Source organism: Microbacterium sp. NFH-22A-Y, from assembly GCF_021401375.1.
In the GTDB taxonomy this organism is placed as follows: Bacteria; Actinomycetota; Actinomycetes; order Actinomycetales; family Microbacteriaceae; genus Microbacterium; species Microbacterium hominis.
Genome location: NZ_JACBGF010000001.1, coordinates 916,066 through 936,381 on the forward strand (window position 1 = coordinate 916,066; position 20,316 = coordinate 936,381).

Consider the following 20,316-nt stretch of genomic DNA (forward strand, 5'->3'; position numbering starts at 1 on the left):
AACTACGCTGAGACGATGCCCGACTCCACCGCGATCCGCGCCCACGCCGAGGATCTGGCCGCGTTCGTCGCCGCCTCGCCGTCCAGCTTCCACGCCGCCGCGGAGGTCGCGCGACGGCTTCGGGATGCCGGGTTCACGGCGCTCGCCGAGGACCAGGCGTGGCCGCACGCTGCCGGCGGCAAGCACCTTGTCGTCCGCGACGGCGCCGTCATCGCGTGGGTCGTGCCCACACGGGCGGACGCCGCGACGCCGGTGCGGGTGTTCGGTGCGCACAGCGACTCGCCGGCCTTCAAGCTCAAGCCGAAGCCCACGACGGGCCGCCTCGGCTGGCTGCAGGCGGGCGTCGAGATCTACGGCGGACCGCTGCTGAACTCGTGGCTCGACCGCGAGCTGCGCCTCGCCGGCCGCCTCGTCCTCGACGACGGCACGACCGCGCTCGCCGCCACCGGGCCCCTGCTGCGCCTGCCGCAGCTCGCGATCCACCTCGACCGCGAGGCGAACGACCACCTCGCCCTGAACAAGCAGGCCCACACCCAGCCCGTGTGGGGACTGGGCGACGCGGCATCCGCCGATCTGCTCGGCTCGCTCGCCGCCGCGGCCGGCGTGGATGCCGCGCGCATCCGCGGCTACGACGTCGTCACCGCCGACGCGGCCCCGGGCGCGGTCTTCGGCAAGGACGACGCGTTCTTTGCGAGCGGACGCCTCGACGACCTCGCCTCCGTGCACGCCGGGGTCGTCGCCCTCGCCGCTGCCGACACCGACGCCGACCACATCGCGATGCTCGCCGTGTTCGACCACGAAGAGGTCGGCTCCGCGACCCGCTCCGGGGCGGCGGGGCCGTTCCTCGCCGACGTCATCGAGCGGATCCAGCTCGGGCTCGGCGCCGATCGCGACCAGCAGCTGCGGGCGCTCGCGGCATCCTGGTGCGTCTCGAGCGACGTCGGCCATTCGGTGCACCCGAACTACCCCGACAAGCACGACCCGGTCGTCCAGCCCGTGCTCGGCAGCGGCCCCATCCTCAAGATCAACGCCAACCAGCGCTACGCGACGGATGCCGCGGGCGCCGCCGCCTGGCACGGCTGGTGCGACGCGGCCGGGGTCGTCTCGCAGGAGTTCGTCTCGAACAACGCCGTGCCGTGCGGGTCGACCATCGGCCCGATCACGGCGACGCGTCTCGGCATCCGGACGGTCGACGTCGGCATCCCGATCCTCTCGATGCACTCCGCGCGGGAGCTCGCCGGGACGGCGGATCTCCACGCGCTCACGCGGGTGGCGGCGGCGTTCTTCGCCTCCGACGGGTCGCATCGGGTACACTGAAGCGCTGTGTCCCCGACGGGGACGCGAAGTGCATCTACCTGCTCCACCCAGCCATCCGGCCGCGACGTCGCGGCGGGAACGCGGCCCCGGATCCATTCGGAGGGCAAGGCGGCACGTGAATAACGAGCCGATGTCCCGGAGGATTCTGTGCACCACCCCTCGACCGCACGCGGTCGGCAGTCGCTGATCGCGCACACCGGCTGGTCGTACTGGCCGATCGCCTTCATCGCGCGTCTGCCGTTCGCGATGATGACCGTCGGCGTGCTGATGCTCGTCGTCCACGCCACCGGCTCCGTCGGCTTCGGCGGGCTGACCTCGGCGGCCGTCGGCATCGGCGTCGTCATCGCCGGTCCGATCATGGGCGACCTCGTCGACCGCCACGGCCAGCGCCGTGTGCTCGTCCCGATCGGCCTCGCGAACGGTCTGCTGCTGGCCGTGTTCCCCCTCGTCGCGACCGGCGGGATGCCCGAAGGGGTGGTCCTCGCCGCCGCCCTCGCGATCGGGCTCACCGGTCCGCAGGCCGCCGCGATGTCGCGCAGCCGCCTGCTCGCGATCGTCGCGGCCCGCATCGCCCCGGAGCGCCGCACGACGACCACGGCGCGGTTGATGTCGTACGAGTCGGCCGCGGATGAGACCGCGTTCGTGATCGGCCCGTTCCTCGTCGGCATCCTCGCCGCCCTCATCGCGCCGTGGGCGCCCATCGCGATCGCGGCCGCCCTGAGCTTCGGGTTCGTGCTCGCCTTCGCGCTGCACCCCACGGCCCGGATGCTGCAGAGCCGCGCCGACGCCGATGCGGAGCGCGCCTCGTTCCGCGCGGTCCTGACGCGGCCCCTGCTCGTCCTCGTCGCGGCGACCTTCGCCGTCGGCATGTTCTTCGGCTCCACGCTCACCTCGCTGACCGCCGTCGCCCGCGACGCCGGCGACGAGGCGCAGGCCGGTCTGCTCTACGGCCTGATGGGGATCGGCTCGGCCGTCCTCGCGCTCGGCGTCGTGCTGCTTCCCGCGCGCTTCGCGCTGCGTCACCGGTGGCTGGCGTTCGCGGCCGTGCTGACCGCGGCATCCATCGGGTACGCGACCGCGGCGGGGCTGGGCGCCGTGGCGGTGTGGCTGCTGGTGATGGGGCTCGGCGTGGGGCCGACCCTCGTGACGCTGTTCTCCCTCGCCGGCCACCGCGCGCCGCAGGGCCGTTCGGCGACGACCATGACGCTGCTGAGCTCGGCGCTGACGCTGGCGCAGGCGCTGTCGGCCGCGTTCACGGGCTGGCTGGCCGAGCAGGTGTCGGTGGGCGTCGCGATGGTCGTGCCCGCCGTCGCCGCCGCGATCGTGCTCGCGCTCGGCGCGTGGAACGTCGCGATCGAACGCCGCCGCCCGGTCGCACCCGTCCATCCGTCCGGCGAGGTCGCTGTGCCGGCGGCGTGGCGGCACGACGGGACGGACGAACGCGCCCGCGTGCGCTGACGCGTAGACTCGCGACCCATGACAGAGGATGCCGCAGCCCGCACGATCGTGATCACGGGGGCCAGCAGTGGCATCGGCGCCGCCGCCGCGCGTCAGCTGGTGCTGGCCGGGCAGCGCGTGGTGATCGTCGGCCGTGACCGGCGTCGCACGCAGCAGGTCGCCGGCGAGCTGGGCATGCCGTTCCACGTCGCCGATTTCGCCGTGCTCGCCGAGGTGCGCGCGCTCGCGGACGAGCTGCTCGCCGCCCATCCGCGCATCGACGTGCTCGCCAACAACGCCGGCGGCATCTTCGGCGACCGCACGGTGACGGTCGACGGGCTCGAGGCGACGTTCCAGACCAACCACCTCGCGCCGTTCCTGCTCACGAACCTGCTGCGCGAGCGCCTGGTCGATAGCGGAGCCTCGGTCATCCAGACCTCGAGCGTCGCCGCACGCCGCTTCGCCCGTTGGGACATCGACGACCTCAACGCCGAACGGCGCTACTCCGCCAGTGCGGCCTACGGAAACGCGAAGCTGGCGAACGTGCTGTTCACGAAGGAGCTCGCCCGGCGCTGGGGCGGCGACGGGGTCGCGGCGGCCGCCTTCCACCCGGGGGTGATCGGCAGCAGCTTCGCGTCGACCGCGAAGGGCGCCTGGCGGTTCCTGTACACGAACCCGGTCACGAGCCGGCTGCTGACGTCGGTGGACGTCGGCGGCGCGCGACTGGCCTGGCTGGCGCTCGGCAAGCCCGGTCTGGACTGGGAGTCGGGCGGCTACTACGAGGCCAACCGCCCGGCCCGGACCTCGCCGCTCGCCGCCGATCCGGTGATGGCGGGGCGCCTGTGGGAGCGCAGTGCGGAGATGGTCGGTCTCTGACCTCGTTCATCCGTCCCGCGTGGTCGCCACGGCGGCGCGGAAGCGGCGGAGCGGGACGGACGAACCGGCGGTCACTCGACGAAGCGCACCCAGTTCGCGCCGCGGCCGGTCTCGGCGCGCTGGCGGCGCTCGAGCTGCGCGCCGTCCGCCGCGTAGAGCGTGACGGTCGTCGACTTCTCCCCGGCCGCGACGAGGTAGCGCCCCCCGAGGCCCGTGGCGAAGCCGCGAGGCTGCGGCTCGGTCACGGTGAACGACTCGGCATCCGCGACCGTCCCGTCGGCGGCGACCGGCACCGCGGCCAGCGTGCTCTCGGTGCGCTCCGACGCCCACAGCACCGCGCCGTCGGTGCCCCAGTGCAGGTCGGCGCCCCAGATGTAGTGATGGGCGAGCGGGTCGGCGCCGAACTCGCTGTGGCCGAGGCCCTTCGACCGGTCGAAGGCGGATGCCGCGCCCACGAGCTCGAGCGTTCCCGCGGCGGTGTCGCGGCGGTAGTGCAGCACCTCGCCGGAGAACTCGGTCAGCACGTACACGGCATCCTGCGCGTCGTTGAGCACCAGGTGGCGCGGGCCGCTGCCGGCCGAGGCCGCGGCGGTCGCGGGCTCGAGCGGGACGAGCGAGAGGTCGTCGGCGAGGGCGTACTGGGCGACGAGGTCGGCTCCGAGCGAGACGAAGTACGCGAAGCGGCCGTCGGCGCTGGCGAGCACGGAATGCAGGTTCGGGTAGGCGATCCGCGAGACCGGCGCGCCGACGGAGCCGTCCGCGACGGGGCAGCTGATGCCGTAGCCGCCGCCGTAGCTCGCGCCCAGGAGGGCGGTGCCGTCGCGCGTGAGCGCCAGGTAGTTCATGCCGCCGCCCGGCAGGTCGAGTCGCGACACCGTCGTCAGCCGACCGCTCTCGCGATCGAGCGCGAGGGTCACGATCCCGGCGGGCTCGCCCTTGACCGCCGCGTAGACCAGGTCGCGCGCGGCGTCGACGGCGAAGGTCGAGCATCCGGTCAGTCCCTCGGTGACGGCGAGCCGCTCGAGGGCGCCGTCGGCGAGGCGGAAGGTCGAGATCGAGCCGTCCGCGGCGTTGGCGACGAGGACGAGGGGAGTCGTTGCGGTCATGGCTCCAGCGTAGGCGGCGGCGCGTACGCTGGAGCCACCGCAGCGACGACCGGAGGACTGACCATGGCGCGCATCCTGCTCATCGGCGGACACGGCAAGGTGGCCCTGCTCCTCGAGCCGCTCCTGGCCGACCGGGGCCACGAGGTCACCGCCGTCATCCGCAACCCCGCCCACGAGGACGAGGTCTCCGCCACCGGCGCGCACCCGCTCGTCGCGGATGTCGAGCGTTTCGACCTCGACCGGCTCACCGGGCTCGTGAGCGGCTTCGACGTCGTCGTGTGGTCGGCGGGCGCGGGCGGGGGAGACGCCGCCCGTACCTACGCGGTCGACCGCGACGCGGCGATCCGAACGATCGACGCCACGCGTGCCGCGGGGGTCTCTCGCTTCGTGATGGTGTCGTACTTCGGCGCGGGGCCCGATCACGGCGTCGACCCCGAGGACGGGTTCTACGCGTATGCCGAGGCCAAGGCCGCCGCGGACGAGCACCTGCGCGCCAGCGGCCTCGCCTACACGATCGTCGCGCCGTCGGCGCTGACGCTCGACCCGCCGACGGGGCTCATCGACGTGGATGCCGAACGGAGCGCGTCGGTGTCGCGCGCCGACGTCGCGGCCGTGATCGCCGCGGTGATCGACGAGCCGTCGACCGTCGGGCGGACGATCCGCTTCAACGCGGGCGCGACCCCCATCGCGTCGGCGCTTCGGCGCTGAGCTCCGAGCCGCGGCATCCCGGTCGCCCGCGCGCGTCAGCGTCTACGCTGGAACCATGAGCAGGAGCACTCTCGGGACCGTCGTCGGGGTCGTCGTGGCGATCCTCATCGCGTGGGTGCTGGTGAACGTGGTCTTCAGCGTGCTGTGGTTCATCGCGAAGATCGGCGTCGTGCTCGTGGTCGCCGTGATCGTGTTCTTCTTCCTGCGTGGCGCCTTCGCCCGCGGCGACGACTGATCGCCGCCCGCTCCGTGCCCGCTGCTACGGTCGAGGGGCGCGGACCGCGAGAGGACGCGTGGATGCCGAGGGAGGCAACGTGACGGAACGGACCAGCTGGATCCTCGTCGACGGTGAGAACATCGACGCCACGCTCGGCGGATCGATCCTCGGTCGTCGACCGCAACCGGACGAGCGACCGCGCTGGGACCGCCTCCTCGGGTTCCTCGAGGAGCGGTGGCAGCAGCCGGTGCGCGGGCTGTTCTTCCTCAACGCCTCGACGCACCTGCCGATGCCGTTCGTGCAGGCGCTGCTCGCGCTCGGCTACACGCCCGTGCCCCTGTCGGGTCCGAGCGACGCGAAGGTGGTCGATCTGGCGATCCAGCGGACCCTCCGCGCGCTTCGCGATCGCGGGGGCGACGTCGTGCTCGTCAGCCATGATCGCGACTTCGTCGACGACCTCGCCGTCCTCGCCGACGAGGAGCGGCGGGTGGGCCTCATCGGATTCCACGAGTTCCGCAGCAGCGAGTTCGCCGCCGTGCCGGGCCTGGAGTTCTTCGACCTCGAGTACGACGTGCACGCGTTCGACGCCGTCCTGCCGCGGGTGCGGGTCATCCCGATCGAGGAGTTCGATCCGCTGCAGTTCCTCGGCTGAGACCGCGTCGCGCCGCCCGCGCCGCTGCTCGGATTCCAAGCCCGCACACAGACGAACGATATATCGTTGACTATCGTCGAATCGTCGACGCGACATCGGGAGGCATCATGAACGACTCATTCGCAGGTGCAGACTTCGGCGGACGCCGGCCGGGAGCCCACGGCTTCGGCGGGCGCGGGTTCGGCGCGGGAGCATTCGGCGGAGGTCCGGGCGGCATGTGGGACGCGATGGAGAACCTCCGCGCGTCGTTCGAGCAGCGCACCGGCCCGCGCATGGGACGCGGGGACGTGCGCGCGGCGGTGCTCGCGCTGCTCGCCGAACAGCCCATGCACGGCTACCAGATCATCCAGGAGATCGAGCAGCGCAGCGGCGGGGCGTGGAAGCCCAGTGCGGGCTCGGTGTACCCGACCCTGCAGATGCTCGCCGATGAGGGCCTGATCGCCGCCGAGGAGGCGAACGGGCGCAAGACCTACAGCCTCACCGACGCGGGTCGCGCCGAGGCCGACGCGGCCGCGGAGCGGACGGCGCCGTGGGAGACGCCGGGCCAGCGCGACGGCGGGCGCATGAGCGCGCTGCCCAAGGCCGGGTTCGAGCTCGCGCAGGCCGTCGCCCAGGTCGGACGCACCGGCACGCCCGCGCAGGTGCAGCAGGCCGTGGATGTGCTCGACGAGGCGCGTCGCCGCATCTACGCCCTCCTCGCGCAGGACTGACCGGCGTGCCGTCCGGGTCCCGCGCGCGATACCGGCGCATCCTCCGCTTCGCCGCACTGTCGCTGGCGCAGACCTGGTGGTACGACCTGTTCCTCCCGCGCGTCGGGCTGCGCCGACTGGCCGAACGTTCGCGCAGCGCCCGGATGCAGCGCATCGCACGCCGCTTCCACGCGCTCGCCGTCGACCTCGGCGGCCTGATGATCAAGGTCGGGCAGTTCATGTCGTCGCGGCTGGACGTGCTGCCGCCGGAGATCACGCAGGAGCTGGAAGGGCTGCAGGACGAGGTGCCGCCGGTGCCGTTCGCGCTGATCCGCGCGGCCGCCGAGGCCGAGCTGGGCGTGCCCCTCGAACGGGCGTTCGCCTGGTTCGACGAGTCGCCGGTGGCGGCGGCATCCCTCGGGCAGGCGCACCGCGCGCGGCTCACGCCGGCCGATGCGACGCTCACCGGTTACGGCGCGGTGATCGTCAAGGTGCAGCGGCCCGGGATCGATGAGATCGTCGAGGTCGACCTCGCCGCCCTCCGCCGAGTCGCGGGCTGGCTGAGCCGCGTGCGGCTGGTGTCCGACCGGGTCGACGCCCCGGCGCTCGCGGAGGAGTTCGCGGCGACCTCCCTCGAGGAGATCGACTATCTCCACGAGGCGCAGAACGCCGAGCGCTTCGCCGCCGACACCGCCGCCGATGCCCGGGTCGCCGTCCCGGAGGTCGTCTGGGAGCGCTCGACCCGCAAGGTGCTCACGCTCGAGGACGTCACGGCGATCAAGATCTCCGACGTCGACGCCCTGCGCGCCGCGGGGATCGACCCGTCCGAGGTCGCGCACGCCTTCGCGACGACGATGTTCACCCAGCTGTTCCGCACGGGCTTCTTCCACGCCGACCCCCACCCCGGCAACGTGTTCGTCACGCCGCGACCGGCGTCGGCGGATGCCGCGGCGCCGCCCTGGACGCTCACCTTCATCGACTTCGGGATGATGGGCACGGTCGACACGCGGCTGCGCTCGGGGCTGCGCACCGTGCTGCTGGCGGTCGCCGCGCGCGACAGCAAGCGTCTGGTCCAGGGCATCCTCGACGTCGGTGCGCTCCTGCCCGGCGCCGACACCCGTGACCTCGAGCGCGCCTACGCGAAGCTGTTCGCGCGCTTCGGCGGGATGGGCTTCGCGCAGCTGCGCGAGGTCGATCCGCGCGAGTTCCGCGACTTCGCGGAGGAGTTCGGCGACGTCGTGCGGACCCTTCCGTTCCAGTTGCCGGAGAACTTCCTGCTGATCATCCGCGCGATCTCGCTGACGTCGGGCGTCTGCAGCACGCTCGACCCCGAGTTCAACATCTGGGAGAGCGTCGAACCGTTCGCCGGCCAGGTGCTGCGCGACGAGGGCGGCAACGTCGTCAAGGACGCCCTCGCCCAGGTCGGCGAGGTGCTGGCCACCTCGTGGCGGCTGCCGGGGCGTCTCGACGGCCTCATCACGGGTTTCGAGGAGGGCACGGTCGCCGTCGACATGTCGCGGCTGGAGCGGCGATTGGACCGTCTGGAGCGGATCGCCTCGCGAGGGCTCACGGCGATGGTGTTCGGCATCCTCCTCATCGCCGGCATCCTGCTGCGCGCCACGGACGGGGTGTTCGGAACCGTGCTGATGGCGGCATCCGTCGTGCCGCTCGTCATGACTCTGCTGCCGCGGTCGGGTCGATCCCGACGGTGAGGCCGCCGCGTCAGTGCGCGGCGGCGCGCAGGAGCGCGTCGACGACAGCGGGCGTCGCGTGCGGCGCCACGTGCAGGTTCAGGGCGGGCTCGACGAGCTCGACCTCCAGCAGCACGAGCCCGTAGCGGCGCGAGCGCACCGTGTCGATGCGGGCGTACAGGGGGAGGGGGCCGCCGGTCACGGTCTGCACCGCGCGCACGACCTCGGTCGCGAAGGCGATCTCGTCGTCGAACGCGGGGACCTGCTCGGGATGCTCCTCGTACACGCCGCCGATGAGACCGCCGCCCACCTCCAGCAGCGCACCCTTCGAGATCGCGTGGGTGAAGACGCCGTCGACGAGGTAGAGGGCCTTCTCCCATCCGCGCGAGAGCTCCGCCACCTCGGGCTGGATCATCGCCGTGCCGCCGCCGTCGATGATCCGTGCGGCGAGGGCGAGCGCCCCTGGGTCGGCGGCGTCGAACAGCCCGGTGTCGCGGGCCCCCGCCGACACCGATGGCTTCACGACGACGCGCTCGTGGGCGCCGAGGGCCGCGCGGGCGTCGTCGACGCTCCGCGCGTAGGCGGTCGGCACCACGCGGATGCCCGCGCCGTCCAGCTCGGCCAGATAGTGCTTGTCGAGGTTCCAGCGCATGGTCGCGGGGGCGTTCACGACACGCGTGGACGCCTCCGCGCGGTCGAGCCATGCCTGGAACTGCGCGGGACGCTCGGGGTAGTCCCACGGTGATCGGATCGCGAGCAGGTCGAACGCGGCGAGGTCGACGCGATCGTCATGCCAGACCACGGCGTCCGCCGCGGCGCCGCGGCTGCGAAGAGCGTCGAGCAGCAGCGGGGTGTCGTGGTCGGGGTCTTCGTCGGAGTAGGCGTCCGTCACGACGATGCCGATGCGCGGCGCAGGCGAGCTCACCGCTCCACCCTATCGACGGGCGGGCCCGCCCCCGCGCCGTCCGCCGCCGGGAGGCCGTAGCCTGAACGGGTGCCCTCAGAACCTGCTCTCGACCCCGCGGGCGGGGGAGCACGGGCCGAGCTGATCGCGCTCGCCGCCGGCGGCGAGGGCTGGAGCGTGCCGTTGCGCGAGCTGCCCGCCCCGGCATCGGCGCGGCCCGCCGCCGTGCTCATCCTGTTCGGCGTGCTCGATGCGGTGCCCAGTGCGCACGACGCGCAGGATGCCGCGGTCTCGCGCGAGCTCGATGTGCTGCTGCTCGAGCGTGCCACGACGCTACGTGCCCACCCCGGCCAGGTCGCCTTCCCCGGCGGTCGTCTCGACCCCGGGGATGCCGGGCCGATCGCGGCCGCGCTGCGCGAGGCGGAGGAGGAGACGGGGCTCGACCCCGCGGGCGTGGAGGTGCTGGGGGCGCTCCCCTCGGTTCCCCTCGAGTTCTCGGGTCACCTCGTCACGCCCGTGCTCGGGTGGTGGCGGCATCCGTCGCCCGTCCGCGTCGTGGACGACGCCGAGTCGGCCGCGGTCTTCCGCGCCCCCGTCGCGGACCTGCTCGACCCGCGCAACCGCGCCGTCACGGTGATCGAGCGCGACGGCCGCGTCTGGCGCGGACCGGCGTTCGAGGTCCAGGGGCACCTGGTGTGGGGCTTCACGGCGATGCTGCTCGATGCCCTGTTCGACCGCCTCGGCTGGACCGAGCCGTGGGATCTCGGCGATCGGACCCGGCGTATCCCGCTGCCGTCCTGACCCTCGGTCGACATCGAGGCTTCCCCGCGGCTGATAGGATCGTCGGCGGAAGTGTGTCCGAGCGGCCTAAGGAGCATGGCTGGAATCCATGTAGGCGGGGTAACTCGCCTCGCAGGTTCAAATCCTGTCACTTCCGCTCCGAGATGAGCCCCACCTCTCCATGGTGGGGCTCATCGTCATTCCCGTACGCAAGGGCCGGCCGTTCGCCCGCGCGGACGCGATCTGGCTACGAAGCCGGGAATACGGTGGATGAGGACGAGGTTGGCCTCACGAGTCGGGTGATCCTCCGTGGTCGCCGCCGCGGCCGCCGCTCCACCCGGCATCCGTCAATCTGGAGATATCCCCCTCATGAGTTCCACCAGCACCACCGCGCCCGCCGCGCGTCCGCCCAAGCCGAAGAAGCCGTTCTACCGGTCGTTCGGCTTCCAGATCACGATCGCGCTGATCGCCGGCATCCTGCTCGGCGTCCTCGCGCTGAACCTGGGTCCGGATGCCGCGGGAGGCCCGAACGGACTGACGGCGACGCTGTCGACCATCGGAAACGGGTACGTCACGCTGCTGAAGGCGGCCGTCGTGCCGCTGATCTTCCTCGCCATCGTCGCGAGCATCACCCAGTTGCGCAACGTCACGAACGCCGCACGCCTGGCCGGGCAGACGCTGCTCTGGTTCGGCATCACGGCGCTGATCGCGGTGACGATCGGCATCGTCCTGGGCGTCACGATCCAGCCCGGCAACCGCGTCGCGCACGACCAGCTGACCACCGCCGACCCGTACACGGTCGGCACCTGGTGGAACTTCCTCAAGGGCCTGATCCCGCAGAACGTCCTCGGTCTCACCGTCTCGAGCTCGGCGGATGCCGCCACCGGTGCCGTGACGTCGACGGTGGGCTTCAACGTCCTCCAGGTGATCGTGGTCTCGGTGGCCGTCGGCATCGCGGCGCTGAAGATCGGCGCCCGCGCGGAACCGTTCGTCGCATTCACGCAGTCGTCACTGAAGATCGTCCAGCGCGTGCTGTGGTGGATCATCCGCATCGCGCCCCTCGGCACCCTCGGGCTCATCGCGTCCGCGGTGGTGCAGTACGGCACGGACAAGCTGCTCACGCTCGTGTGGTTCGTGGTCGCCGTCTACGCCGGCCTGGTGCTGGTGCTGTTCGTCGTGTACCCGATCCTCATCAAGAGCCACGGGCTGTCGATCAAGCAGTACTTCTCCGGCGTGTGGCCCGCTGTCCAGCTCGGCTTCGTGTCGCGGTCGTCGATCGGCACGCTGCCGCTGACCGAGCGGGTGACCGAGCGCAACCTCGGCGTGCCGCGCGAGTACGCGTCGTTCGCCGTGCCGCTCGGCGCGACGACCAAGATGGACGGCTGCGCCGCGATCTACCCCGCCATCGCCGCGATCTTCGTCGCGCAGTTCTTCGGCATCGAGCTGAACATCGTGTCGTACCTGCTCATCGCGCTGGTGTCGGTGGTCGGATCGGCCGCGACGGCGGGGACGACGGGCGCGACGGTCATGCTGACGCTCACGCTGTCCACGCTCGGCCTGCCGCTGGAAGGCGTCGGACTGCTGCTCGCGATCGATCCCATCCTCGACATGGGCCGCACCGCGGTGAACGTCGCCGGGCAGGCGCTCGTTCCGACGATCGTCGCGAAGCGCGAAGGCATCCTCGACCGCGCGCTCTACGACGCGCCCCGCGACGGGGAGCCCTTCGCGGACGACTCGGCGGACGACGCCGAGAGCGCCCCGGCACTGTCGCGGAGCTGACCCCTCGGCTCTCGCCCCGCGACGCCCCGGTACCGATCAGGCCGGGGCGTCGCGGTCGGCGAAGGCCGACCCGGGCCGGATGAGCAGCGAGCGGGGCAGCGCGATCACGCGCGCGCGCCGAGCGGGCGTCATCGCGGCGAGCATCGCGGCGCGGATGCCGAGGGCGTCCTCGACGGCGCGCGCACCGGCATCCGCCCCCGCTCCCGCGGCGTAGTTCGCGCGCTCCACCGCGGAGACCAGCCGGGACACGGCATCGGGCGGCGCGTCGGCCGACGCCACGAGCACGGCGCCGAAGGCCCGCGGCGTCTGGGACGACGACACGGGCACGCCCGCGTCGATCGCGGTGTCCTGCACGAGCCGCCAGGCGGCGGCCACACTGGCGCGGCGCCGGAGGAGCATCCTCCGCGCGGCGCCGGCCGCGGCCGGCAGGATCGCCAGGACGATCACGGCGGCGACGACGCCGAGCACCGGCCGGGGATCGATGAGGGCCGCCCCCGCACCGGCGGCATCCGCGGGCGCGGTCTCGGCCGGATCGTTCACACTGTCGGTGGGAGCCGTCGTGGCCGCGGCGGTCGGCGACGCGGTCGGCGCGCTCGTGGGCGCGTCGGTGCCGCTCGACGCGGCGCTCTGGAACCGTGTCGCCGTGCCGAGGCTCTTCGTCGGCTCGAACGGCACCCAGCCGATTCCGCGGAAGTACACTTCGGGCCACGCGTGCAGCTGGCTGCCGGTGACGTTCACGACGCGCTCGCCGTCGACGACCTGACCGGTGAACGCGCCCGGAAGGAAGCCCACGACGATGCGGGTGGGCATGCCGAGGCTTCGCGCCATCAGCGCGAACGCGCCCGCGAAATGCACGCAGTAGCCCGTCTTGGCCTCGAGGAACGCGGCGACCGCATCCGATCCCTGGCCGTCGAAGCCCTCCTGCACGGGAGCGTCGAGCGAGTAGGTGAACGCGGGGCCGCGGAACCAGTCCTGCAGGGCGATGAGTCTGTCGTAGTCGGTGGTCGCCGACGCCGTGACCTCGCGGGCGAGCGCGCCGATGATGGGCGGGGTGTCGGCGGGCACCGAGTCGACCTCGATCCGCAGCCCCGTGCCGCCCGCGGAGGTCGCGCGGATCTGCTCGAGGGTGGGGCGGGCGACATCCGCGAGGACGGTGTACTCCTGCCCCTGGGTCGCGCCCTGCGAGCCCATGACCGTGCGGTTGTACGGCACGAACCGCCACGACCCGACGAGGCCGTCGACCTGCGCGGCCGCGTAGGGGACGGGCGCGTAGGCCGTGGCCAGGTTCTTGACGGTGATGGTCGTGCGCTCCTGCGCGACGGTGATGTCGGGGCCGACCTCGAGACGCTCCAGCGGCTCGCCGCCGAGATCGACCGTGCTCGTGCGATCGGGCTGCCAGACGGCGCCGTCGAAGACGGAGAGCGTCGCGACGCGGAGGTAGGGGACGACGGAGCTGTCGCTGCGCATCGTGAGCACGGTCGCATCGCTCTGGCGGCGCAGGTCGGCGCCGAGATCCAACGACGGGTCGATCATGGTGGCCGTGCCGGGCCCCGCCGCCGGCGTGGCCGCCTGGATCGTCGGCCCGAGCGCGAGAGCCGTCACGATCGCCACCGCGCCGATGGTCACCGCGACGGCGGAGACGCCTCCCGCCCGACGCGGCGCCCGCGACTCGCGGGTGCGCGTCTCCGCCCGGATCAACAGGAGCACCGCAACGGCCAGCAGCACGAAGGCGACGACGTCGACGCCCGCGGGCACGGCGATCGCGGGGATCAGCCACACGGCGACCAGCGCGACGCTCGCGAGCAGCGGCATCCGCGCCGTCACGACGACATGGTCGAGCGCGATGGTCAGCAGCCCGAGCGAGGCGACGATCACGAAGGTCAACGGCGTCGTCGCCGTCAGCGGAGCGATGCCGTCGGCGATCGACGTGGATGCCGCGGCGATCATGCGCGGCACCGCCTCGACGAGCGTCCCCGTCGGAATGACGCCGAGGAGCGCATCGCGGGGGAAGAAGACGGCCGTGACGGCGCCGGCCCACACCGCGAGCTCGATGAGCGTCACCACGGTCGCCGCGACCCGCAGCCGGCGCAGCACGTAGCCGATCGTCAGGAGCGCCAGCGGCAGGCCGCCCGCGCCCCACAGCCACGAGCCGCTCTGCACGACGCGCGTGAGCGGCACGAGGGTGGCGAGCAGTCCGAGCCAGAGAGCGAGGGAGAGTCGCAGCTCTCCGCCTTGCGCCGTCCGCCGCCGGCGGCCCTCACGCGACGGCACGGCCGCCCCCTCGCGTGCTGGTCGCGGCGACGGCATCCGACCACGCCGATGCGAGGTCGGCGCCCGGAGCGATGACGCCGAGCCGCCACCCGGTGTCGACGGTGCGAGCACGCGCCGCCTCGGAGGCCGCCACGGTCAGAAGCACCGGCAGCGTGCTGTGATGGGGCAGCGCAGCCAGCGCCGCGGCATCCGCGTCGTCGATCGCGCCGGTGACGAGCACGACGGGACCGGCAGAGATACCCGTGAACAGGCGCACCAGGGCGTCGAGGGGGAGGTCGCGTCGTGCCGTCACGGTCGCCAGCGCGATGGCCAGCTGCTCGACGCCGCCGCCGTCGCCGCCCTCGATGGGATCGGCCAGCACGGCGCCGTCCGCGTCGATCACCGTCACGAGGTAGCCCTCGCGCACCAGCAGCGCCGTCGCGGACAGGCATGCCGACACGGCGATCTCGAAGCCCGGGTCGCCTCCCGGGGCGCGCGCCGCCTCGACGGGCCAGCGGGGTGCGCCGCGGTCGAGCACGACGACGGCCTCGGGCGTCGTCTCCTGCTCCTCCTGTCGCACCATCAACTCGTCGCGGTGGGCGCTGGCGCGCCAGTGGATGCGGCGCATCGAGTCGCCCGGTGCGTAGGTGCGCGGGATGAGGTTGTCGGCCCCCTGCCCGAGACGGTCGACGACGCTGCGGGTGCTGCCGCCGGCGTCGCCGGGCAGATCGCTCAGCGGCCCGAGCTCCACGACCTCCGGCACGATCACGAGCGGAGAGCCGTCACCGACCGAGCGCCGCCGGCGGGTGAAGCCGAAGGGATCGGTCGAGACGACGGAGAGGGGCCCGACCGTGCGGATGCCGCGGCGCATCGCCCGCGCCGAGTAGACGAGCTCGACGCCCTCGGTGCCGGCCACGGCGGAGGCGGTCGCCGGGAACACGCCGGCCGGCCCCGCGGCGGTGGCGTCGGGGCTCGCGTCGATGCCGTCCGGCAGCCGGTCGCGCCAACGGCCCTCGCTGGAGGGGAGGGAGGAGCGGGTGCGCACGCGGAGGCGCACGCGGACGTCGGTGCCGACCGGCGCCACGTCGGGTGAGAACGAGCGGGAGACGCGCGCCGAGCGGGGCACCAGGTACAGCGTCGCCGCGCTGACGGCGACGACGATCGCGAGGAGCGCGCCGACGTAGGCGAGCTCGGCGATGCCGAAGCGCTGCGCGAGGAACCCGCACACCGCCGCGAGCAGCACCGCGCCGGTGCCGCGCGCGGTCAGAGGCCAGCCGGACACGACCGGCCTCAGCGGGTGGCCAGCGGCACTCGCACCGACCCGACGATCGCGCGCAGGACGGCGGCGATGGTGTCGGCCGACGAGCGCCCCCGCGCCGACGCGGTGCCGCGGGCGGCGATGAGGCGATGGGCGAAGACCGGTTCGACGAGCGCGGCCACGTCGTCGGGGATGACGAACTCGCGGCCGTCGAGCGCGGCGCGCACCTTGGCGGCGCGCACCAGCTGCAGGGTCGCGCGAGGACTCGCGCCCAGCCGCAGATCCGGGTGCTCGCGCGTGGCGCGCGCGAGCCCCACGGTGTACTCCTCGACGGCGGGGGAGACGTGCACCCCGCGTGCCCACGCGATCAGGGCGCGCACATCCGCGGCGCCGAGCACGGGGGCCACCCCGTCGAGCGGGTTGACGGTCTCGCGCTGGCGGAGCATGAGCGCTTCGCTCGCGGCATCCGGATAGCCCATGGAGATGCGCATCATGAAGCGGTCGCGCTGCGCCTCCGGAAGTGCGTAGGTGCCCTCCATCTCGAGGGGGTTCTGCGTGGCGACGACGAGGAACGGATCGGCCAGCCGGTGGCTGGTGCCGTCGACGGTCACCTGACGCTCCTCCATCGCCTCCAGGAGAGCGGACTGGGTCTTGGGGGAGGCACGGTTGATCTCGTCGGCGATGACGATCTGCGCGAAGATCGCCCCCGGCTTGAACTCGAACTCGCGGTCCACCGGGTTGTAGACGCTGACCCCGGTCACATCACCCGGCAGAAGGTCGGGGGTGAACTGGATGCGGCGCACGCTCGCGTCGATCGAGGAGGCCAGGGCCCGCGCCAGCATGGTCTTGCCGACCCCCGGCACGTCCTCGATGAGGAGGTGGCCCTCGGCCAGCAGGCAGACCAGCGCGGCGCGCACGGCATCCGGCTTGCCGTCGATCACGCGCGTGACGGAGGTCTCGACCGCCTCGGCGGCCCGGGCGAACGTGGCGGCGGTGAGCGGGTGGTCGGGCATGCGTCTCCCTGTCTCAGCGGCGGTGCTTGCTCGATGCTAACCCGGCTGGCGAGCCGCGGGCGCGACGTCGGGTAAACTCGCATGTAGCTCTCCGCGAGACGGCATCCAGGCCAACTCCCCCAGGACGGAAACGTAGCAAGGGTAACCGGGCTCTGCCGGGTTCGCGGAGAGTCTTTCTTTTGCCCGACGGGGTACGGACCGCGCCGTGCTTCCGTCCCGCCGGAAGGTTTTCTCCGGCAGATCCCTCACGGCCCCGCGGGGGCCCCGCCTAGGCTGGAACCCGTGGCGCAGAGCATCTACATCACCTCCACCGAGGGCCTGTCCGGAAAATCCACGATCGTTCTCGGAGTGCTGGACGCGCTAAGCCGTTCCACTCCGCGGGTCGGGGTGTTCCGCGCCATCGCGCGCTCCATCGACGAGCGCGACTACGTGCTCGAGATGCTGCTCGACCACATCGGCGTCGACCTCGACTACGAGGAGGCGGTCGGCGTCACCTACGACGACGTGCGCAACGACCCGGATGCCGCGCTCTCGCGCATCGTCGAGCGGTTCAAGGCCGTCGAGGCGAAGTGCGACGCGGTCGTCGTCGTCGGCAGTGACTTCACCGACGTCGGCTCCACGAGCGAGCTCGGCTACAACGCGCGCATCGCCGCGAACCTCGGCGCGCCGGTGCTCGTCGTGCTCAACGGGCGCGGCCACGAAGGCGACCGTCTCGGGGTCAGCGAGGCGCGCACGCCGCAGCAGCTGGCGCAGCTCACCGCGCTCGCGCTCACCGACATCACGCACCAGCGCGCCGAGCTGTTCGCGGTGATCACCAACCGCGCCGACCCCGACCACCTGGACGAGATCAACGCGGCGATCGGCGAGGTCGTGCGCGACATCCCGGCCGTCGACGGCAGTCGCGAGGCCGACGTGGCCGTGTGGTCCATCCCCGAGGACGTGTTCCTCGTCGCTCCCGCCGTGCGCGACATCATGCTGACCCTCGGCGGCACGCTGCTGCGCGGCGACGAGGCCCTGCTCGTGCGCGAGGTGCTCGACGTCGTCGTCGCCGGCATGTCGCTCAACAACATCCTTCCGCGACTCACCGAGGGCGCCATCGTCATCGTCCCCGCCGACCGCACCGAGGTGCTGCTGGGCCTGCTGCTGGCCAACTCGTCGGGGACGTTCCCGTCGATCGCGGGCATCATCCTCAACGGCCCGTTCCCGCTCCCGCCGGCGGTCCAGGACCTGATGGTCGGCCTCGACTCGCCGCTGCCGATCATCCAGACCGACCTCGACACCTACGACACCGCGGTGCGGGTCATGGGCACCCGGGGTCGTCTCGCGGCCGGCTCGCAGCGCCGGTTCGACACCGCCCTGGCCCTGTTCGAGCAGCACGTCGACACCGACGAGTTCACGCGCGCGCTGGGCCTCGCCCACTCCACCGTGGTCACGCCGCTCATGTTCGAGTACCAGCTGTTGGAGCGCGCCCGCACGGGACGCAAGCGCATCGTGCTGCCCGAGGGCGGCGACGACCGCGTGCTCAAGGCTGCGGCGACGGTGCTCGCCCGCGGCATCGCCGACCTCACGATCCTCGGCGACGAGGCCGAGGTGCGCGGCCGGGCCGTCGAGCTCGGCCTCGACCTCGGCGCCGCACAGGTGCTCAGCCCCTTCGACCCCCAGATCGTGCACCGCTTCGCCGAGGAGTACGCGGAGCTGCGCAAGCACAAGGGCATCACGTACGAGAAGGCGGCCGACACCATCACCGACGTCTCGTACTTCGGCACGATGATGGTGCACCTCGGCCTGGCCGACGGCATGGTCTCGGGCGCCGCGCACACCACGGCGCACACGATCCGTCCCGCCTTCGAGATCATCAAGACCCGGCCCGGCGTCTCGGTCGTCTCGAGCGTGTTCCTCATGGCGCTCGCCGACCGGGTGCTCGTCTACGGCGACTGCGCGGTCATCCCCGATCCGACGGCGACGCAGCTGTCCGACATCGCGATCTCGTCCGCCGCGACCGCTCGCCAGTTCGGCATCGACCCGCGTATCGCGATGCTCTCCTACTCGACCGGCGAGTCGGGTTCGGGTGAGGACGTCGACAAGGTCCGCGAGGCCACGGCCTTCGTGCGCGAGCGCGCACCGGAGCTGCTGGTCGAGGGACCGATCCAGTACGACGCGGCCGCCGACGCCGCCGTCGCCAAGGCGAAGATGCCCGATTCCGCCGTCGCGGGGCGGGCCACCGTGTTCGTGTTCCCCGACCTCAACACGGGCAACAACACCTACAAGGCCGTGCAGCGCTCGGCGGGCGCGGTCGCCATGGGCCCCGTCCTCCAGGGGCTCAACAAGCCGATCAACGACCTGTCGCGCGGTGCGCTGGTCGAAGACATCGTCAACACGATCGCGATCACCGCGATCCAGGCGCAGAACCAGCAGCAGGGAAACAACGCATGACCGTCGTCCTCGTCATCAACAGCGGCTCCTCGTCGTTCAAGTACCAGCTCGTCGACGTCGAGTCGCAGACGGCGCTCGCATCGGGACTCGTCGAGCGCATCGGACAGGAGATCGGGTCGGCCCGGCACAAGACGGGGGATGCCGACCACACGCGCGAGCTGCCCATCCCCGACCACACCGCCGGCTTCCGCGTGATGCTCGACGCGTTCGAGGAATACGGCCCGTCGCTCGTCGAGACCCCGCCGTCGGCCGTGGGCCACCGCGTCGTCCAGGGCGGCGCGCGCTTCTTCCGTCCGACGCTCATCGACGACCTCGTCGAGATCAACATCGACGAACTCTCGGTGCTCGCGCCGCTGCACAACCCCGGAGCGCTGCAGGGGATCCGCGCAGCACGCGCGGCCTTCCCCGCCCTGCCGCACGTCGCGGTCTTCGACACCGCGTTCCACCAGACGCTGCCCCCGGCCGCCTACACCTACGCGATCGACCAGACGATCGCGCGCAAGCACCGCATCCGCCGTTACGGCTTCCACGGCACCAGCCACAAGTTCGTCAGCGAGGCCGCCGCCGACTATGTGGGACGGCCGCTGCGCGAGCTCAAGCAGCTCGTGCTGCACCTGGGAAACGGCGCCTCGATCACCGCGATCGACGGCGGGCACTCCGTCGACACCTCGATGGGGCTGACGCCGCTGGAGGGGCTCGTGATGGGGACGCGCTCCGGCGACCTCGATCCCTCCGTGCTGCTCGTGCTCGCCCGGCGTGAGGAGATGAGCCCCGGAGACCTCGACGACTTCCTCAACAAGCGCAGCGGCATGGTCGGTCTCGCCGGTGTCTCCGACATGCGTGACATCGAGGACCGCCGCGAGGAGGGCGCCGGTGCGGCCATGCTCGCCTTCGACGTCTACATCCACCGGCTGCGGGCGTACATCGGCGCCTACATCGCGCAGCTCGGCGGGGTGGATGTGATCTCGTTCACGGCCGGGGTGGGGGAGAACTCGCCGCTCGTGCGTGCGGAGGCCCTGGCGACGCTGGGATTCCTCGGTATCCGTGTCGACGCGGAGCGCAACGAGGCCCGCGAACGCGGCATCCGCACGATCTCGACCGACGACTCGAGCGTCACGGTGCTCGTCGTGCCGACCAACGAGGAGCTCGAGATCGCCCGTCAGACGCTCGCGGTCGTGGCCGACTGACCGGCCGATCCGCCGCGAC

The 20,316-nt window shown here is 72.4% G+C and carries 17 protein-coding genes, 1 tRNA gene and 1 other RNA gene; 14 read left to right on the plus strand and 5 right to left on the minus strand.

Going from position 1 to position 20,316, the window contains the following annotated elements; genetic code table 11:
* Nucleotides 1-15: 15 nt before the first annotated feature.
* From L0965_RS04365 to L0965_RS04375, 3 genes are all read left to right on the plus strand, one after another.
* Nucleotides 16-1,317, plus strand: coding sequence for a M18 family aminopeptidase (locus tag L0965_RS04365; protein WP_101305781.1), 1,302 nt, complete (start codon nucleotides 16-18; stop codon nucleotides 1,315-1,317).
* 147 nt (nucleotides 1,318-1,464) lie between these two features.
* The gene (locus tag L0965_RS04370) at nucleotides 1,465-2,775 is read left to right on the plus strand and encodes an MFS transporter (protein ID WP_101305782.1); all 1,311 of its coding nucleotides are present in this window, start codon (nucleotides 1,465-1,467) and stop codon (nucleotides 2,773-2,775) included.
* Nucleotides 2,776-2,793: 18 nt separating this feature from the next.
* The gene (locus tag L0965_RS04375; RefSeq protein ID WP_101305783.1) at nucleotides 2,794-3,630 is read left to right on the plus strand and encodes an SDR family NAD(P)-dependent oxidoreductase; all 837 of its coding nucleotides are present in this window, start codon (nucleotides 2,794-2,796) and stop codon (nucleotides 3,628-3,630) included.
* A 71-nt stretch (nucleotides 3,631-3,701) separates the two neighbouring features.
* Here the strand turns inward: L0965_RS04375 and L0965_RS04380 are convergent, their stop codons facing one another.
* Nucleotides 3,702-4,736, minus strand: coding sequence for a beta-propeller fold lactonase family protein (locus L0965_RS04380; RefSeq protein ID WP_101305784.1), 1,035 nt, complete (start codon nucleotides 4,734-4,736; stop codon nucleotides 3,702-3,704).
* Between the two features lie 63 nt (nucleotides 4,737-4,799).
* Here L0965_RS04380 and L0965_RS04385 point away from each other — a divergent pair, with 63 nt between their 5' ends.
* The 5 genes from L0965_RS04385 to L0965_RS04405 all read left to right on the plus strand — a co-directional run bounded on the left by L0965_RS04385 (nucleotide 4,800) and on the right by L0965_RS04405 (nucleotide 8,714).
* The gene (locus tag L0965_RS04385) at nucleotides 4,800-5,444 is read left to right on the plus strand and encodes an NAD(P)H-binding protein (RefSeq protein WP_060959993.1); all 645 of its coding nucleotides are present in this window, start codon (nucleotides 4,800-4,802) and stop codon (nucleotides 5,442-5,444) included.
* A 55-nt stretch (nucleotides 5,445-5,499) separates the two neighbouring features.
* On the plus strand, nucleotides 5,500-5,679 hold the full coding sequence (locus L0965_RS04390; RefSeq protein ID WP_060959994.1) for a hypothetical protein: 180 nt from the start codon (nucleotides 5,500-5,502) through the stop codon (nucleotides 5,677-5,679).
* A gap of 79 nt (nucleotides 5,680-5,758) precedes the next feature.
* Nucleotides 5,759-6,313 carry an NYN domain-containing protein gene (locus L0965_RS04395; RefSeq protein ID WP_101307170.1) on the plus strand — a complete coding sequence of 185 codons (555 nt, stop codon included), beginning with the start codon at nucleotides 5,759-5,761 and terminating at the stop codon, nucleotides 6,311-6,313.
* A 107-nt stretch (nucleotides 6,314-6,420) separates the two neighbouring features.
* Nucleotides 6,421-7,023, plus strand: coding sequence for a PadR family transcriptional regulator (locus L0965_RS04400; RefSeq protein ID WP_061782340.1), 603 nt, complete (start codon nucleotides 6,421-6,423; stop codon nucleotides 7,021-7,023).
* A 5-nt stretch (nucleotides 7,024-7,028) separates the two neighbouring features.
* Complete coding sequence (locus L0965_RS04405; protein WP_101305785.1) at nucleotides 7,029-8,714, plus strand: AarF/ABC1/UbiB kinase family protein; 1,686 nt, start codon at nucleotides 7,029-7,031, stop codon at nucleotides 8,712-8,714.
* A 10-nt stretch (nucleotides 8,715-8,724) separates the two neighbouring features.
* On the opposite strand, the gene L0965_RS04410 is transcribed toward L0965_RS04405, so the two are convergent.
* The gene (locus tag L0965_RS04410) at nucleotides 8,725-9,618 is read right to left on the minus strand and encodes a RimK family alpha-L-glutamate ligase (RefSeq protein ID WP_101305786.1); all 894 of its coding nucleotides are present in this window, start codon (nucleotides 9,616-9,618) and stop codon (nucleotides 8,725-8,727) included.
* A gap of 69 nt (nucleotides 9,619-9,687) precedes the next feature.
* Here L0965_RS04410 and L0965_RS04415 point away from each other — a divergent pair, with 69 nt between their 5' ends.
* The 3 genes from L0965_RS04415 to L0965_RS04425 all read left to right on the plus strand — a co-directional run bounded on the left by L0965_RS04415 (nucleotide 9,688) and on the right by L0965_RS04425 (nucleotide 12,156).
* The gene (locus tag L0965_RS04415; RefSeq protein ID WP_101305787.1) at nucleotides 9,688-10,398 is read left to right on the plus strand and encodes a CoA pyrophosphatase; all 711 of its coding nucleotides are present in this window, start codon (nucleotides 9,688-9,690) and stop codon (nucleotides 10,396-10,398) included.
* A 47-nt stretch (nucleotides 10,399-10,445) separates the two neighbouring features.
* Nucleotides 10,446-10,534: transfer RNA gene (locus tag L0965_RS04420), tRNA-Ser, on the plus strand.
* A 212-nt stretch (nucleotides 10,535-10,746) separates the two neighbouring features.
* Nucleotides 10,747-12,156, plus strand: a complete 1,410-nt coding sequence (locus L0965_RS04425) for a dicarboxylate/amino acid:cation symporter (RefSeq protein WP_082734188.1) — start codon at nucleotides 10,747-10,749, stop codon at nucleotides 12,154-12,156.
* A gap of 36 nt (nucleotides 12,157-12,192) precedes the next feature.
* Here L0965_RS04425 and L0965_RS04430 read toward each other — a convergent pair whose 3' ends face one another.
* From L0965_RS04430 to L0965_RS04440, 3 genes are read right to left on the minus strand one after another with little or no spacing between them, the layout of a single operon-like run.
* Entirely contained in the window at nucleotides 12,193-14,427 is a 2,235-nt protein-coding gene (locus L0965_RS04430) for a DUF3488 and transglutaminase-like domain-containing protein (RefSeq protein WP_101305788.1), read from the minus strand.
* On the minus strand, nucleotides 14,414-15,688 hold the full coding sequence (locus L0965_RS04435; protein WP_232784000.1) for a DUF58 domain-containing protein: 1,275 nt from the start codon (nucleotides 15,686-15,688) through the stop codon (nucleotides 14,414-14,416). Before L0965_RS04435 ends, L0965_RS04430 begins: the two co-directional genes overlap by 14 nt.
* An 8-nt stretch (nucleotides 15,689-15,696) precedes the next feature.
* Nucleotides 15,697-16,677 (minus strand): MoxR family ATPase, encoded by a 981-nt coding sequence (locus L0965_RS04440; protein WP_101305789.1) that lies wholly within the window; start codon nucleotides 16,675-16,677, stop codon nucleotides 15,697-15,699.
* 82 nt (nucleotides 16,678-16,759) lie between these two features.
* Between L0965_RS04440 and ffs the strand changes: the two genes are divergently transcribed.
* The 3 genes from ffs (at nucleotide 16,760) to L0965_RS04455 (ending at nucleotide 20,297) form a co-directional block, all read left to right on the plus strand.
* Nucleotides 16,760-16,856, plus strand: an RNA gene (gene ffs, locus L0965_RS04445) — signal recognition particle sRNA small type.
* 103 nt (nucleotides 16,857-16,959) lie between these two features.
* Nucleotides 16,960-19,110 (plus strand): phosphate acetyltransferase, encoded by a 2,151-nt coding sequence (pta, locus tag L0965_RS04450; RefSeq protein WP_101305790.1) that lies wholly within the window; start codon nucleotides 16,960-16,962, stop codon nucleotides 19,108-19,110.
* Nucleotides 19,107-20,297 (plus strand): acetate/propionate family kinase, encoded by a 1,191-nt coding sequence (locus L0965_RS04455; RefSeq protein WP_101305791.1) that lies wholly within the window; start codon nucleotides 19,107-19,109, stop codon nucleotides 20,295-20,297. Before pta ends, L0965_RS04455 begins: the two co-directional genes overlap by 4 nt.
* Nucleotides 20,298-20,316 lie beyond the last annotated feature (19 nt).